General features: G+C 67.3%; 14 protein-coding genes. 2 read left to right on the top strand and 12 right to left on the bottom strand.

The features are described from left to right. Positions 1 to 55 precede the first annotated feature (55 nt). The 5 genes from VIK36_RS00865 to VIK36_RS00845 all read right to left on the bottom strand — a co-directional run bounded on the left by VIK36_RS00865 (position 56) and on the right by VIK36_RS00845 (position 6166). Complete coding sequence (locus VIK36_RS00865; protein ID WP_255173973.1) at positions 56 to 1012, bottom strand: LysR family transcriptional regulator; 957 nt, start codon at positions 1010 to 1012, stop codon at positions 56 to 58. A gap of 74 nt (positions 1013 to 1086) precedes the next feature. Then, a complete protein-coding gene (locus VIK36_RS00860; RefSeq protein WP_324643742.1) occupies positions 1087 to 2652 on the bottom strand; it encodes a GMC oxidoreductase in 1566 nt (521 codons plus the stop codon). A 16-nt stretch (positions 2653 to 2668) separates the two neighbouring features. After that, positions 2669 to 4165 (bottom strand): MFS transporter, encoded by a 1497-nt coding sequence (locus VIK36_RS00855; RefSeq protein ID WP_420716238.1) that lies wholly within the window; start codon positions 4163 to 4165, stop codon positions 2669 to 2671. A gap of 148 nt (positions 4166 to 4313) precedes the next feature. After that, positions 4314 to 5129 (bottom strand): hypothetical protein, encoded by an 816-nt coding sequence (locus VIK36_RS00850; protein WP_324643740.1) that lies wholly within the window; start codon positions 5127 to 5129, stop codon positions 4314 to 4316. Next, positions 5126 to 6166, bottom strand: coding sequence for a Gfo/Idh/MocA family oxidoreductase (locus tag VIK36_RS00845; protein ID WP_324643739.1), 1041 nt, complete (start codon positions 6164 to 6166; stop codon positions 5126 to 5128). Before VIK36_RS00845 ends, VIK36_RS00850 begins: the two co-directional genes overlap by 4 nt. Before the next feature lie 104 nt (positions 6167 to 6270). Here VIK36_RS00845 and VIK36_RS00840 point away from each other — a divergent pair, with 104 nt between their 5' ends. Continuing rightward, positions 6271 to 7533: an ROK family protein gene (locus VIK36_RS00840; RefSeq protein WP_324643738.1), complete on the top strand. Its 1263-nt coding sequence runs from the start codon at positions 6271 to 6273 to the stop codon at positions 7531 to 7533. A gap of 31 nt (positions 7534 to 7564) precedes the next feature. On the opposite strand, the gene VIK36_RS00835 is transcribed toward VIK36_RS00840, so the two are convergent. After that, a complete protein-coding gene (locus VIK36_RS00835) occupies positions 7565 to 7924 on the bottom strand; it encodes a hypothetical protein (RefSeq protein WP_324643737.1) in 360 nt (119 codons plus the stop codon). A gap of 32 nt (positions 7925 to 7956) precedes the next feature. On the opposite strand from VIK36_RS00835, the gene VIK36_RS00830 reads away from it, so the two are divergent. Continuing rightward, positions 7957 to 8817 (top strand): restriction endonuclease subunit R, encoded by an 861-nt coding sequence (locus VIK36_RS00830; protein ID WP_324643736.1) that lies wholly within the window; start codon positions 7957 to 7959, stop codon positions 8815 to 8817. A gap of 82 nt (positions 8818 to 8899) precedes the next feature. On the opposite strand, the gene VIK36_RS00825 is transcribed toward VIK36_RS00830, so the two are convergent. From VIK36_RS00825 to VIK36_RS00800, 6 genes are read right to left on the bottom strand one after another with little or no spacing between them, the layout of a single operon-like run. Continuing rightward, positions 8900 to 9904, bottom strand: coding sequence for a sugar phosphate isomerase/epimerase family protein (locus tag VIK36_RS00825; RefSeq protein ID WP_255173966.1), 1005 nt, complete (start codon positions 9902 to 9904; stop codon positions 8900 to 8902). 12 nt (positions 9905 to 9916) lie between these two features. Continuing rightward, positions 9917 to 11104: a Gfo/Idh/MocA family oxidoreductase gene (locus VIK36_RS00820; RefSeq protein ID WP_324643735.1), complete on the bottom strand. Its 1188-nt coding sequence runs from the start codon at positions 11102 to 11104 to the stop codon at positions 9917 to 9919. Next, positions 11101 to 11499, bottom strand: coding sequence for a C-glycoside deglycosidase beta subunit domain-containing protein (locus VIK36_RS00815; protein WP_255173964.1), 399 nt, complete (start codon positions 11497 to 11499; stop codon positions 11101 to 11103). The genes VIK36_RS00820 and VIK36_RS00815 overlap by 4 nt, the downstream gene beginning before the upstream one ends. 9 nt (positions 11500 to 11508) lie before the next feature. After that, positions 11509 to 12573, bottom strand: coding sequence for a sugar phosphate isomerase/epimerase family protein (locus VIK36_RS00810; protein WP_255173963.1), 1065 nt, complete (start codon positions 12571 to 12573; stop codon positions 11509 to 11511). Positions 12574 to 12592: 19 nt separating this feature from the next. Further along, positions 12593 to 13696 carry a sugar phosphate isomerase/epimerase family protein gene (locus VIK36_RS00805; RefSeq protein ID WP_255173962.1) on the bottom strand — a complete coding sequence of 368 codons (1104 nt, stop codon included), beginning with the start codon at positions 13694 to 13696 and terminating at the stop codon, positions 12593 to 12595. Further along, a complete protein-coding gene (locus tag VIK36_RS00800; RefSeq protein WP_324645340.1) occupies positions 13693 to 14088 on the bottom strand; it encodes a C-glycoside deglycosidase beta subunit domain-containing protein in 396 nt (131 codons plus the stop codon). Before VIK36_RS00800 ends, VIK36_RS00805 begins: the two co-directional genes overlap by 4 nt. Positions 14089 to 14126 lie beyond the last annotated feature (38 nt).

The following is a 14126-nucleotide window of genomic DNA, read 5'->3' as shown; positions in this document are numbered from 1 at the left end:
GTCTTTCCCTAAGACTTTTGCAGGGAAGGTCCGTGCCGGGAACGGCGTTCCGGGTCTAGGTGGTATCCGCCCCGCGGATAGTCAAGGGATGCGTGCTGGCCGGAAACAGCTCTTCCAGCCGGGAGCAGGACCGCTGAACCACCGAGCGCAGCCAGACGCTCGCGGGGTCCTCGGCCTGTGACGGGTGCCAGTACATGGCTTCCACCAGGGATGCCTCCGCGTCGTCGTCAAGCCGGAGGACGGCGATGTTGGCTCCCCGCTGGGCCCTGGCCGCCAGCATCCCGGGCACCAGGGCCACCAGGTCGGTCCCTTCCACCAGCAGCGGGAGGGACAGGAACCCTGCCACCACCGCGGCCACCCGGCGCTGGATGCCACGGGCCTCGAACAACCTGTCCGCCGGAGTGCTGATCCCCTCGCCAAAGTAGCCGACGGCGTGCGGCACCGTGGCGAGGTCGTCGAGAGTCAGTCTGGGCTGCTGCAGCAGCAGGTTGCCGGCGTCGACGACCGCCACGAAGCTGTCCCGGAACACCTGCTTGCTCAGGCCCTGCATCCGGTACCCGGTAGGTCCCACGAGCAGGTCGATCTTTGCATAGTCCGCCAGCTGGCCCTGGAAGCCTGTGGTGGGAACGAAATCGACGGACACACCCGGGGCCTCATCCTGAAGGATCCCGCGCAGCGGACCCACAATCAGCGCTGCTGCGTAGTCGGATGCCGCGATGACGAACTCACGCTCACTGGTGGCAGCGTCAAAGCCGGACCGGATCCGGGTGGCGCGCTGGATGTGCAGCATCGCCTCGTCGACCAGGGGCACCAGGGACTGCGCGAAGGGCGTGAGGTCGTAGGTGCGGCCGTTGCGGACCAGGAGCTCGTCGTCGAAGTGGCGCCTCAGCCTGGCCATCGCGGCACTAGTGGCAGGCTGGCTCAACTGCAGCCGCTCCGCGGCCCTGGTGATGTTCCGCAGCTCCAGCAGGACCTGCAGGTGGGGCAGCAGGTTCAGGTCCAGGTTCTTCATACCCACAGGTTATCCGTGCCCCGCCGGTGCGGCGGCGCCGGCTGGCACGCCGCCGCACGGTGGGCGCCGCTGGTTTACGAGAGCTCCTTGGCGATCTTCCGTGCCCCGCGGACGGCGATGGCCACGCTCATCAGGGTGGGGTTCATGGCGGTGGCCGTCGGGATGAGCGCGTTTCCGCCCACCACCAGGTTCTCGTAGCCCCACACCCGTGACCATGGATCAGCCACCGAGCTCCCGTCGTCGGCCTCCCCCATCCGCATGGTGCCCTGGTAATGCAGGCTGGAGCCGTTGGGCATGAGCCGGGGCTCCGCCACGAATACCCCCAGCGCCTTGCCGGCACGCCGGAGCCGCTCGGTGGCCTCCGCGATTTCCTTTTCCTCCCGCTCGGTGAGGGCGTACTCGATGGTCATGTTCGGGAAGCCGCGGTAGTCTTGTTCGTCCTCATCGAAGGTGACCGCGTCCTCGTAGCGGGGATGCTTGCGCATGCCGTAGCCCATGTTGACGTACCCCCACCGGTTGTCGGAGTAGGGCGTACCAGGCTCCATGGGGAAGGGTGTCGACTCGGAGTACATCACCTGGACGGAGAAGGGGTGCTCCGGCTCGGAGAACGGGATACGGTTCACGGCCGCCACCGGGTCCGCCGGGTTCTGGGCACGCCGGGCCAGTTCCGCGTCGAGGTCCTCCTCAGTGGCGAACTGCTTCATCTTGTCGGCGTCCAGGGCAACAGTGGAGATCACCACCGGGTGTTCAGTCAGGTAGTGGCCCAGCGCCTTGGGCCTGACGCCGGAGGCCCACAGGAGCTGCGGGGAGCGGAAGGCGTCCGCCGCCACCACCACCACGTCGGCGGGTACGAATGACTCATCGCCCGTGCGCAGGTCGTGGACGGTGACGCCGGTGACGCGGTGCCCGTCCAGTTCCACGCGGCGCACCAGGGTCAGGTCGCGGAGTTCGAACCGTTGGGAGAGCGGGCTGGTTTTATCCGCCAGGGGCCCGAGGACGACGTCGGCCCCTGCCCAGCGCACGGACCCGTCCGGCTGCGGGTCCCCGGCCACCGGGAGCGTGCCCACGCCGTAGCCTTCGGGCAGTTCCGCCCCGAACTCCCCGTCCAGCAGGCGGCGGATGGCTTCCCCGACCTTGGAATCCGCGAACGCGGCGCTGTGGACGTGCAGCAGCCCCTTGGCTTCCTCGATCAGGCTGTCCCACTCGTCATCCCCGATGAAGGCCACCTTTTCGCTGAAAGCGGGGGACGGCGTCGCGCAGGTCCAGTGGGCACCCTGGCCGCCCACGTTGGTGGCGGCAGCCGCGGCCGGGAAGGATGGTGCGTGGGCGGAGCCAACTCCGCCGAAGTCCAGTAGGTGAGTGCCTTGGCGTGCGGTGAACATGCCCTCGGTGACGGTTGCGGCGGGGATGCCGAGTGACTCCCGGTACGCGCCGGCCTGGGGGCCCTGGGACATCTCCCGGGCCCGCGCCTTTTCGGCCGGGTCCGGGATGTTCCGGACGCTCTCCCCGGGCACGGCGGTCAGCTGGGGTCCGGCTTCAAACATGATCACGCGAGCGTTCGGGGCCTGCTCCAGCAGCACACGGGCGTAGGTGGATCCGATGGGGCCGCTGCCGACAACGGCAATGGTGGGATTGGACATGATGTCTCCTTTGAGATCAGGCCGGAAGGGTTTCGGAAGGCGTGCGGGTTGCGGGGACAGGTTCGTCGGAGAGGCGCCCGTGCGGGAGCAGGACAGCCGCCACAATCCCCAGGGCGTAGGCGGCGGCCAGCGCGATGAAGATGGGGGTGAAGACGGTGCCGTAGATCTGCGCGACGCTGGCCTGGACTGCCGCGGACGCCCCGTGCACCTGGTGCGGCGTCAGCGTTGACGCGTCCAGCCCCGCCGGCAGGAGGGCGGCGACACCTGAGCCGACCACACCGCCGATGACCGCCGTCGCCACTGTCGATCCCACCTGCCGCACCAGGTTGATGGTGGCCGTGATGGTGCCGGTCTGGCTGGCCGGCGCGGCTCCTTGGACGACGGCGACGATCAGGCTCATGAACGCGCCAGTGCCCATGCCCACACCCGCCATCACCATCATGGGTGCCCAGAGCGGAAGGCCCGCGGGCAGCAGCGCCATGACCAGCAGGCCGGCCGCTCCCAGGATGGTGCCAACGATGGGAAAGATCCGGTACCGCCCGGTGCGGCTTGCCAGCCATCCGGTCAGCAGGTTGCTGGCAAGCATCCCGAAGACGGTGGCGATGGGGACCAGGCCGGACACCGTAGCGGTGGTCCGGTACGCCATTTGGAAGTACGTGGGCAGGTAGGCGGTGATGGAGAAGAGTCCGACGCCGATGATCGCCGAGAGCGCCGTGCCGGCGGCGATGGTGCGGTTGGCGAAGAAGTACAGCGGAATGATGGGCTCAGGAGCACGCCGTTCGATCAGGAAGAAAGCGATGAAACCGGCGACACTGACCGCCAGCGCGGTCAGGGCCGTCGCCCCGCCGCTCTGGTCAGCGGCCCAGGAGGCGGCCAGCACCAGGGCTACCAGTGCGGTGGTGAAGACGGCGGCGCCGGCGATGTCAAAGCTCCGGGGCGCCGGCCCTGGTTCCAGGCGGGGAACGGCAACCAGCGCGAAGGCAAAGGCGGCCGCGCCCACAGGGATGTTGATCCAAAAGACCCATTGCCAGCCCCAGTAATCAGTGATGGCACCGCCCAGGACGGGGCCAACCAGGATGGCGATAGGAAATGCTGCGCCGATGATGGCCATATGGCGGGGCCGTTCCCGCTGCGTGGTGACCCGCGCAATGATGGTCTGCGACATCAGCTGCAGGCCCGCTGAGCTCATGCCCTGCAGCACGCGGGCTGCAATCAGCCACGCGATGTCCGTGGCGAAACCGCAGGCAAGGGAAGCGGCAAGGAAGATCACCAGGGAGACCAGGAAGATCCGCCGGGCGCCGAGCACGTCGCCCAGCTTGCCGAGCACGGGGAGCAGGACGGTGCTGGCCAGGGTGTAGCCGACCACCACCCAGCTCATGAGCTGCAGCGCGCCCAGTTCGCCGGAAATGGTTGCCAGGGAAGTGGAAACCACGGTGTGGTCCAGCGCACCGAGGAAGGAAACGGTCAACAGCGAAGCGACCAGGAGACGGAGTCTTACGGGAGAGAGTGGCATAGTGGTCTGCCCGAACGATCGGGCCGTCGGCGCGACGTGGTGTGCCTCCGGCGCACCATCACGACGGAGAACGGGTCCGCGGGGAACCCCGGCGCCATTGATGAGCCTACCGCCACTTAAGTTGGAAAGCAACAAAAGATTGCTTGGTTTAGACACCTTGGTTCCGCGGCACCTGGAGGACTTCCCGGGCCAGCGCCTGGTCCGCCAGCAACTCCTCCAGATCCGCCGCAGGGTCCCCGGACCGCCAGGAATCAAGAGCGCGGCGCAGCGCAAGGCGGGCCGGGGACTCGTAGCGTTCAGCCGCCTTCAGGATTCCGTCCGCCGTGGAGGTTTCCACCCGGACTGACCCGGCAGGCTGGTCCACAACCACCTCCGTCCGCACCTCACCAAGGGCGAGCACCTGGAGGAGGCCCCCGGGGCCACGTCCCCCGCCCAGGGCAGTTCCCGCAAGAGTTGCTGGAAGGCTTGCGCCCGCGGACTGCACGTCCATCAGTGCAATCAGGCCAAGCGAGGCGCCGCCGGCCGCCCGGAGCGCCAAAGGCCCCTCCCCGAGGGAGCGGACCCAACCGAAGCCATCGCTGACCACCGCTTCCAGTTCGGCCGCAGGCGCGGCGCATTCCACCGTGACGGCCCGGGCCTGGTGCCCACGCCTTGCCTGCACGGCGTCCGCGACGACGTCGGGGCGCAGGCGTGGACGGTCGACCACCACAGGGATGTCCCCGGGCCAGCATCCGGCGTCGGGATTTTCGCGTGGAAGCACCCTGGGATCGGCAATGATTACCGCCGCCGCCCCCTGGTTCCGGGCGGCAAGCATGCCCTGCAACCAGTCGCCCGATCCAGGGACCACCACCACCGCGCCGTCAGGTTCCCCAGCGGGAATGAGAGCGGCCGAAAGCCCGGCAGCCGCACCCAGGTAGGACGGCAGGCGGGTGAAAACGCCGAGCCTGCGGCCGGTCGCCGTCATTGCCCTGCACCTTCCAGGATCCTGGCGGCAGCAGCGTTGGCGAGGTCCACGGCATAGTGCGAATCGGCCAGCACTTCGTCGTATTCCACGGGCACATCCCCCTCAAGGAGGGATGCCAGCAGGCGCCACTCCGCCACGTACCCGTCCACGGGCTGGCGCCGATAAGAAGTCCACCGTCCGTCCACGCTGCGCACCCGGACAGCGGCGCTTCCGGCGTGCACGAAAGCCGGCGGAAAGTCCACCTCGATGCGGTCATGGGAGGTGGTGATGGCCATCCGCCAGAGGGCATCCGGCCCGTCCGGCAGCATGGTGAGTGCCAGCTGGACCAGCACGTCGCCGGCGCGGTATCCCACCAGGTATCCGATCGGCGGCACCAGCCGCGCGTAGACAACCTCGTCGATTCCGGGCGCAATGTCCCGCACCGCGGGCAGGTCATGGATGGCCAGGCCCGTCAGCAGTTGCCGCAGGACACCGGCCGAGACTGCGGGGTCCCGGACATCGGGAGCGTCGCGGCGGGCGGCCTGGAACGGACCACCCTCCGCCACGAGTTGGTGGTACCTCTCGTTGGGCGGAAGCGCCAACGTAACGGAAACTGCCTGCACCTTGCCTTCCAGTGCCACCAGCCGGTGCCTGGCACGCCCCCATGCGGCGTCGAAGAGGTGGTTCGTCCCCACCATCAGGATGGCACCGGCGGCCCGGAAGGCCTCGATCACCGCCTCGGCCTCCTGGCGGGTGGTAGCCAGCGGCTTCTCGCAAAAGATGGCGCGTTTTCCAGCGGCCACTGACGCCAGGATCTGACGGGAATGCTGGGCCGGCGGACTGCAGATGGCCACCACGTCCACGCGCTGGTCCTCGAGCAGGTCCTGCTCCCCTGTTGAGCAACGGGCACCGGTCCGTTCGGCCAGGGCCCGGGCGCGGCCGCTTCCGGAGTCGGCAATGTGCACCACCGTGAAGAGCTCCTGCAGCTGTCCCAGGACGGGCAGATGCAGCGCGGAAACGCCTGGGCCAGCCCCCAGGATCCCGACATTCCAGGGCATGGCAACCTCCTCTTTTGTTCTTATTATTCATAAGTATGGTCAATTTGCGCTATTCTTATGGCAATGCGTACTTTAGTCGGCCTCCATGTGTGAGAATTGGTGCCATGACGACAGACTCCACCCTCCGCTTTGGGGCACAGACGGATGAAGTGACCAGCCTGCTGCGCATCGTCAACCTTGTGCGGACGGGGGAAGCCACCACCCGGCCGGAAATCGGCAAGGTCACCGGCCTGGGAAGAGGCGTCGTCAGCCAGCGCGTGGACCAGGCCATCTCGATCGGGTTCCTTGGGGATGGCGACTTCGGCGCCTCATCCGGGGGCCGCGCCCCGCGGACCCTGCGCTTTCGCTCCGAGCAGGGTCGCATCATCATCTGCGCCCTTGGAGCGGCACACATCAGGGTGGGCATCACCGCCCTCGACGGCGACGTGATAGACCATGCCCACCGCACGTGGGACATCGCCCAGGGGCCGGTAAAAACCATCAATGCCGTCATGTCCCTCGTTGACGACGTCCTCAGGAAACATCCGGAAGTACCTGTATGGGGAGTGGTGGTGGGCCTCCCGGGCCCCGTCGACTTCGCCACCGGGCAACCCGTAGCGCCGCCCATCATGCCCGGCTGGAACGGCTTCGATGTCCGCACGCCGTTCGAGGGGCGCTTCAACGCCCCCGTCTGGGTGGATAACGACTCCAACCTGCTGGCCCTCGGCGAGCGCGCCCGCCGACGCGACTCCCTGACGGACCTCATCTACTGCAAGATCGGCTCCGGGGTGGGCGCGGGCCTCCTGTCGAAAGGCAGGATCCACCGTGGCGCCAACGGGGCAGCCGGGGATATCGGCCACGTCCGGGTATCCGACTCCGACGTGCCGTGCCGCTGCGGAAAAGTCGGCTGCCTGGAGGCGGTCGCCGGCGGCTGGGCGTTGGTGCGGGATGCCGAACAGGCCATCAAGGACGGCGTCGCCACATCCCTGGCAGGCCGGGCAAAGAAGGGTCCCCTCAACCTGGAGGACATTACCCTCGCGGCGCAGGCGGGCGACCCGCTGGCCATCGGGCTCATCCAGAAGTCAGCGCACGTTGCAGGCGAGACCATTTCCGCCCTGGTGAATATGTTCAATCCAGGCGTCATCGTCATCGGCGGCGCCATTGCCTCTGCGGGAGAGGTATTCCTTGCCGAGGTCCGCCAGCGCGTCTATGAACTGTCACTGCCCCTGGCCACACGGGACCTCACCATCACGCTGTCCGTGAACGATGAGCGGGAACCGCTGCGCGGCGGAGCGGAACTGGCCCGTGAGCAACTGTTCGACATCACCTTCCCCCGCTGGTTCGCCGACGGGCACCCCTCACCGGAACGTGAGGCAGTGCCGGCCTAGCCCCGCAAGGGCCGGCAGCAGGGGGCTCCGGTCAGGCCACGTCGCGCGAGGCGCCAGGCAGCACCGCGTGGAGTGGGTCCAGCCGGGCTTCGACATGGAATGGCAGCACCAGCGGCCGGCCGGGAGCGGCCTCCAGGTAGGGCACCAAAAGCTGGAAATCAACGGCAATGAGATGGCTGCCGCCGGCGAGCCCGTGCCCGCAATGCACCACCAGCCGGTCCTGGACAAACCACCATCCGGCTTCCTCCTGCAGCGCAGCCGGCGGCACGCGCCGCACCCCCAAAACCACCGCCAGCCCTCCTGGCGGAACCGTGCCGCCGTCGACCTCCACCGCCAAGCCAATGATGCTCGAAAGCGGCATGGAGCGGATCCAGGGCAGGCCGAGCCGCAACTCAAAGCCGCCCGCAACAGCAGTAAGGCACGGTGGAACTTGAGCCCGGCCTCGTGTGGCGCTCGTTCCCTGATCCCGAGCACGCCGAGGTGGACGCGCTGCGGGATGCCCTGGCTGGGGAGGGCGGGCGTATCAGCATCGTGGGTGCGAGCCTGGACGACTTCATGTCGCCCACCCGGCGCCGCACGCTGCAGGAGCGGCTGGACTTCCTGGTGCCGCAGCTGGTGGCGGCCCGCCGGGTGGGTGCCGGCGGGGTTCGGCTTCCCCTCGGGCAGGCCGGCCCGCAGCTCCTGGCATTGGTGCAGCCGCTTCTTCACGACCTGGATCTGGTGCTGTATGAGGAGGTCCAGGGCCAGCAGGCTCCGGACAGCCCAGCAGTTGCTCCGGCCCTCGAGGCGATCGCGGCGCTCGGAGATAGGCGCATCCGTGTCCTGGTGGACATCAGCATGCTGATGCCGGCACTTCCTGTCAGCTACCTCGAGGAACTGGGGAAGGGCGGCGTCGGTCCGGACCTTCTGAAGCGCCTGGCCGAAGAGTGGCGGGATCCGGCCACCGCCGGGGCAATACACGCACTGCTCCGGGCAGGCGGGGTACCGCCGCGAATCCACACCCTCTTTATGAACCTGCTCATCCGCTTTGGCCGGAGCGAAGCCGGCGACCTTCAGGGGATCCTGCCACTGGCGGGTGCCTTCCACCTGAAATTCTGGGACCTGGACGACGACGGCGGGCGGGTTTCGCAGCCGTTGCGGGATCTCGGGGGCCTCCTCAGCCGGAACGGGTTCACGGGCACACTGACCAGCGAGTGGGGTGGCCACGAATGGCTGGGTGATGACCCCACTGACATGACGCGGCGGCACTTGGCGCTGGCGGAGAATGCGTTGGCGGGCGGGTAGTCCGGCCAACCAGAGCTGCCGGACTGTTAACCAGAATTGCCGGCCTGGGATGTCCCGGGCCGGCAATTCCTGCGTGTTGCTGCTACTTGGTGCTGAAGGCGGCATCGAAGGCGGCCGCCGAGGGCTCGTATCCGGAGAGCCGGCGGACAAACTCCAGCGCTTCGGGAGCGCCGTCAAGGCGGTCCATGCCGGCGTCCTCCCACTCCACGGACAGGGGTCCGCGGTAGCCGATGGAGTTGAGCATCCGGAAGGCGTCCTCCCAGGGCACGTCACCGTGGCCGGTGGAGATGAAGTCCCAGCCCCGGCGCGGATCCGCCCACGGCAGGTGGGACGAGAGGCGCCCGTTGCGGCCGTTGGTGAGGCGCTTCTTCGTGTCCTTGCAGTGCACGTGGTAGATGCGGTCCTTGAAGTCCCACAGGAAGCCGACGGGGTCGATGTCCTGCCACACCATGTGGCTGGGGTCCCAGTTCAGCCCGAAGGCTTCCCGGTGCCCGATGGCTTCAAGCGTGCGCTGGGTTGTCCAGTAGTCGTAGGCGATCTCAGAGGGGTGGACTTCATGGGCGAACCGGACACCCACCTCGTCGAAGACGTCAAGGATCGGGTTCCAGCGGTCCGCGAAGTCCTGGTAGCCGGCGTCGACCATCTTTTCCGTTGCAGGCGGGAACATCGCGACGTACTTCCAGATGGACGAGCCCGTGAAGCCCGTCACCGTCTTCACCCCAAGCCTGGCCGCAAGCCGGGCGGTGTTCTTCAGTTCCTCGGCCGCACGGCGGCGGACGCCCTCAGGGTCGCCGTCACCCCACACCGCATCCGGAAGGATGCCGCGGTGCCGTTCGTCGATCGGATCGTCGCAGACTGCCTGGCCCTTGAGGTGGTTGGAGATGGTCCAGGCTTTGAGTCCGTTGCGCTCCAGGATGTCCAGCCTGCCCTGCACATAGGCGTCGTCATCCCAGCGCCACGGGTCAAGGTGGTCGCCCCAGCAGGCGATCTCGAGTCCGTCGTAGCCCCATTCTCCGGCCAGCCGGGCCACCTCCTCGAACGGCAGGTCGGCCCACTGGCCGGTGAACAGGGTGATTGGTCGTGCCACGTACATCTCCTCCTATAGCGCCGCGGCGGTGACGCCGGCGGCGACCCGCGTCCAGGCGGAATCATTGTGGGAACTGCGCTCCACGGCCTCGAGCACCCGCTGGATCTGAAGCCCGTCGGCGAACGTCGGATGCGGGTCGATGCCGTCCGCAATGCCCTCCACGAGGTCCTTCACCTGGTGGGAGAACCCGTGCTCATACCCGAGCATGTGGCCGGCGGGCCACCAGCCCGAAAGATACGGGTGCCCGGCCTCGGTGACCAGGACCTTCCGGAAACCCTGCCGGTCAGCGGGTGCGGTGCGGTCGTAGAAGTCGAGGCTGTTGAGGTCTTCAAGGTCGAAGGCGAGCGCGCCCTTGTCCCCGGAGACCTCGATCTGCAGTGCGTTCTTCCGCCCGGTGGCGAACCGGGACGCTTCGAAGGACGCGAGCGCCCCGGTCTCGAACCGGCCGGTGAAGATGGCGATGTCGTCAACGGTCACTGTGCCGTACCCGGCGCCGGCCGCGCCGGAAAGGCCGGAGCCGGAATCCAGCAGCGGGCGCTCCTTGACGATGGTGCCGACGGTGCCGGAGACCTTTTCCAGTGCCAGCCCGGTGACGAACTGGGCCAGGTCGATCGCATGCGCACCGATGTCGCCCAGGGCCCCTGACCCGGCATGTTCCTTCTGCAGCCGCCAGGCCAGTGGCATCTTCGGGTCGACCAGCCAGTCCTGGCGGTAGGAGGCACGCACCTGGTTGACCGCGCCCACGGCCCCTTCGGCGATGAGGTTCCGGAGGAGGGTCACGGCCGGAACGCGGCGGTAGGTGAAGCCCACCATCGCGCGGATCCCGCGGACCGCGGCACGCTCCGCAGCCTCTGCCATCGCTTCGGCCTCGGCCACCGTATTTGCCAGCGGCTTCTCGCACAGGACGTGCTTGCCGGCCTCCAGCGCGGCGATCGCTATTTCGGCGTGCGAGTCGCCGGGGGTGACAATGTCGACGACGTCGATGTCTTCCCGTGCGATCACGTCCCGCCAGTCGGTGGCGGACTCCGCCCACCCCCACTTCCTGGCGGCGGCAGCGACGGCGTCGGCGTTCCTGCCCACCACCACGGCCATCTCCGGCTCCACCGGCAGGTCGAAGACGCGGGGCGCGGTACGCCAGCCCTGGGAATGCGCCGCGCCCATGAAGCCGTAGCCGATCATGGCCACGCGCAGGCGTTTCATGCCAGCACTACCTTCCGGTCCACGGCCACCCGGTTCCCCACGTAATGCATGGGGGCGATCTGCATGTAGAGCAGGCGGAGCGTCAGGATAACCTCGACGTCGATCTCCTCGCCGGCCCCGGGGACGCGGTCCAGCGGAATGATGATCTCCGGCTTGTCCGCGACGAACCACAGCGTCTCCCATTGCTCCGGAAGCTCCGCGATGGAGTAGGAGGTCCCCTGCAGCTCGAACCGGAGGGATTCCTTGGGAATGGCTGTCCCGTTGACGGTCGCCGCGACGTCATCAACAGCGGACAGCCAGAGGCTGCGGTACCAGGGCAGCTGCACCGACACGGCGATGCCATCGGGGTGCCTGCGGACGTCGGTGTCCTGGAACAGGGAATTGTGTGTTGCCATGGGCTTTCCTTACTTGGAGGTCTGGACCAGGGTCGGGTGGGAGTCAATTTCGTCAGCGCCGGCGGAATCTTCGATGGCCTGGCGCATCAGGGCGTGCTGCTTCTTGACCAGGTCGATCGGATCGGATTCGCCGAGGTCGGCGAAAGCGTGTCCCTCCCATTCGCTGGACAGGAAGCCCTGGTAGCCGCCCTTGACGAACTGGCGCACAATCCGCGGGATGTCCATGGCGGGTTCATTGCCCTCGGCGTCGATGTCGTAGAACTTGGCGTGCACGTGGAACATCTGCGGCATGATGTCCAGCCATTCCTCCGGCGGAACCAGTCCGTGCATGTTGAACGCCAACCTGGTGAACGGGCCCAGCCGGGCGGGGTCAAAGTTGTTCTCCCGCAGGTAGTCCTCGAACTCCTGGTTGCGTTCCTGCATGGGCAGGGGCTTCCGCCAGATGTCCTGCATGACGGCGAAGTGTTCCTCCGGCAGGCCCATCTGTGTCAGCGTGCGGAACAGGGTGGGCGAGAGGCTGTGCATGGTGGAGCTGAAGTCCGCCGTGAAGCCCAGGCGGTCGCTGCCCAGTTCCTCGTACATCTCGCGGATCTGCAGGATCTTCGGATCGTTGGGGCCCTGTGGCGCATGGATCTCGTATCCGAGCTTCTGGTCGTACTGCTCGGCCAGCGGAAGGAGCCGGCGGAGGAGTTCCTTGCCGGCGGAACGGATGACGATTTTGTGGAAGCCCAACGTGTTCGCAGTCTTGAGCTGGCGCGCAAAGAAGTCGTATTCCTCGTCCGGGGTCATGTCCCGGTCCTTGCGGCGGCCCATATCCAGGTTGGTGCCCACGGCGCTGGGGGTGAGGCCGTAGCGGTCCATGCTGTCGCGCCACAGTTTCACGAAGTCGTTGTCCACGTCCGGGTAGGTGCGCAGCATCTGGGCGATGTTGAACTCCACGCCGGGGCCGAGGCCTTCGTCGGCCACAGCCTTGATCAAGGTCTCGGGCGTGTAGAGCCCGGCTGCGAATTCAGAGGTGAGTGAGTAGAGGGTGATGCCCAGCTCGATGCCCGAGCCGGCGATTCCTTCTGGCATGTCTTCTGTTCCTTTCCTGTCAGCCGCGGACGGGCTGGGCGAGGTGGCTGTTGAGGATGCGGCGGGCTTCGGCGGCGTCCGTAATCATGGCGGAGCCGGCGTCTTCGGCGGCGGACCGCTGGACGGCCTGCTCGCCGCGGATGATGTCGAACGGGTCCTCCCAGTTGTTCCAGTGCCAACCTTCGTATTCGCTGGAGATCGCACCGGAGTACCCGTTTTCCACCAGTTGGCGGACAAGGCCACGGACCGGTACCGAGGGCTCTTCGCCGTTCTCGTCAATCCCGAAGAACTTGCCGTGGACGTGGCGGACCCACGGCATGATTTCCAGCCAGGTGTCCAGTGGCGCCGGACCGAAGAGCCCGGTGCCGTTGATGCCGAAATCGATGCCGAGGTCCGGGCGGCCGTTCCGCGCTGCGAGGCCGATGAAAGCACCGAACCGTTCGCCGTGTACCTTTTGGGTGTTCGGCGGCCCTTCCGCGTAGAAGCCGTTCCACATCTCCACGACCTGCTGCAGCAGTTCCTCGGAGGCACCGCGGCGCCGGTAGGCCTCCAGGAGCGATGGGGCGAACCCGGTGACGGTGGCACCCCAGTCGGCGGTGAACCCGAGCAGCGGCGAGTTCAGCTTCTCGTACCGGTCCCGCAGGGCCAGGATGCGTTCGTGGGCGCCGTGCTGGTCCGCGTGGACCTCAAGGGCGAGGGTGACGCCGTACTGCTCCGCGACCGGGAGCAGGCTTTCCATGGCATCCGGCGTCAGGGAAATCTGGACCCGGGCGATCGGGAAGCCCAGGCGGGCGGCCACCTCGATCTGCGTGCGCATGTATTCGACCAGTTCGTCATGGTTCATGAGACGGTCGCGGCGCAGGCCGGTGTCAACGTTGACGGCGAGCGAGGTGGGCACCAGGTCCACCTCGGCCACGAGGTCCCGGAAGTGGCCCACGAAAGTGTCGTCGATGTGGTCCGGAAAGCCGCGGAGGCTCGAGAAGCCGATAACTTCCAGCCCCGGGCCGAAGCCCTCCGCAGCCACCTTGCGGATCAGGCCGTCGAGGTCGTACTGCCGGCCATGGAAGGCCCGGGTGAAGCTGTAGAGGGTGACGCCCTGGATGGGCGTGCCAAGGTTGGTCATCGCTGTGCCACCTTCATGGTCTTGGTGTCGTGCTCTTCGATATGCAGCACGCCGTGGTCGGTGATGATGTACGGGATGTAGAGCTTCAGGTCTACCCGCACTTCATGCTCGGCCTGGGGGTCATCGACGGGAAGCTCACCGGAAAGGACAGCCGAGTCCAGCGGGAACCACCACTCGCCGGTCTCGTCCACCAGCTCATCGAAGCTGAAGGTGCGGTTGTTCATGGTCCACCTCAATGAATCGGCGGGTGCAGCAACCCCGTCCACCGAGAGCGCGGCACCGGCGATGCACGAGCCGGGCAACGCGCGGTACCAGGGGATGCAGACCTCGACGGCGGTGCGGCCATCGGTGCTGGTGAGTGTTCCTTGCTCGATCATGCGGTCGGCGATCATCGAGACCTCCTTGTCTGCGGCATGCCTTGCCTGCTTAC

This window comes from Pseudarthrobacter sp. LT1, assembly GCF_035621795.1.
GTDB lineage: Bacteria > Actinomycetota > Actinomycetes > Actinomycetales > Micrococcaceae > Arthrobacter.
Note: the sequence above shows the minus strand (reverse complement) of the source record. Positions and strands in the feature narration are given on the sequence as shown.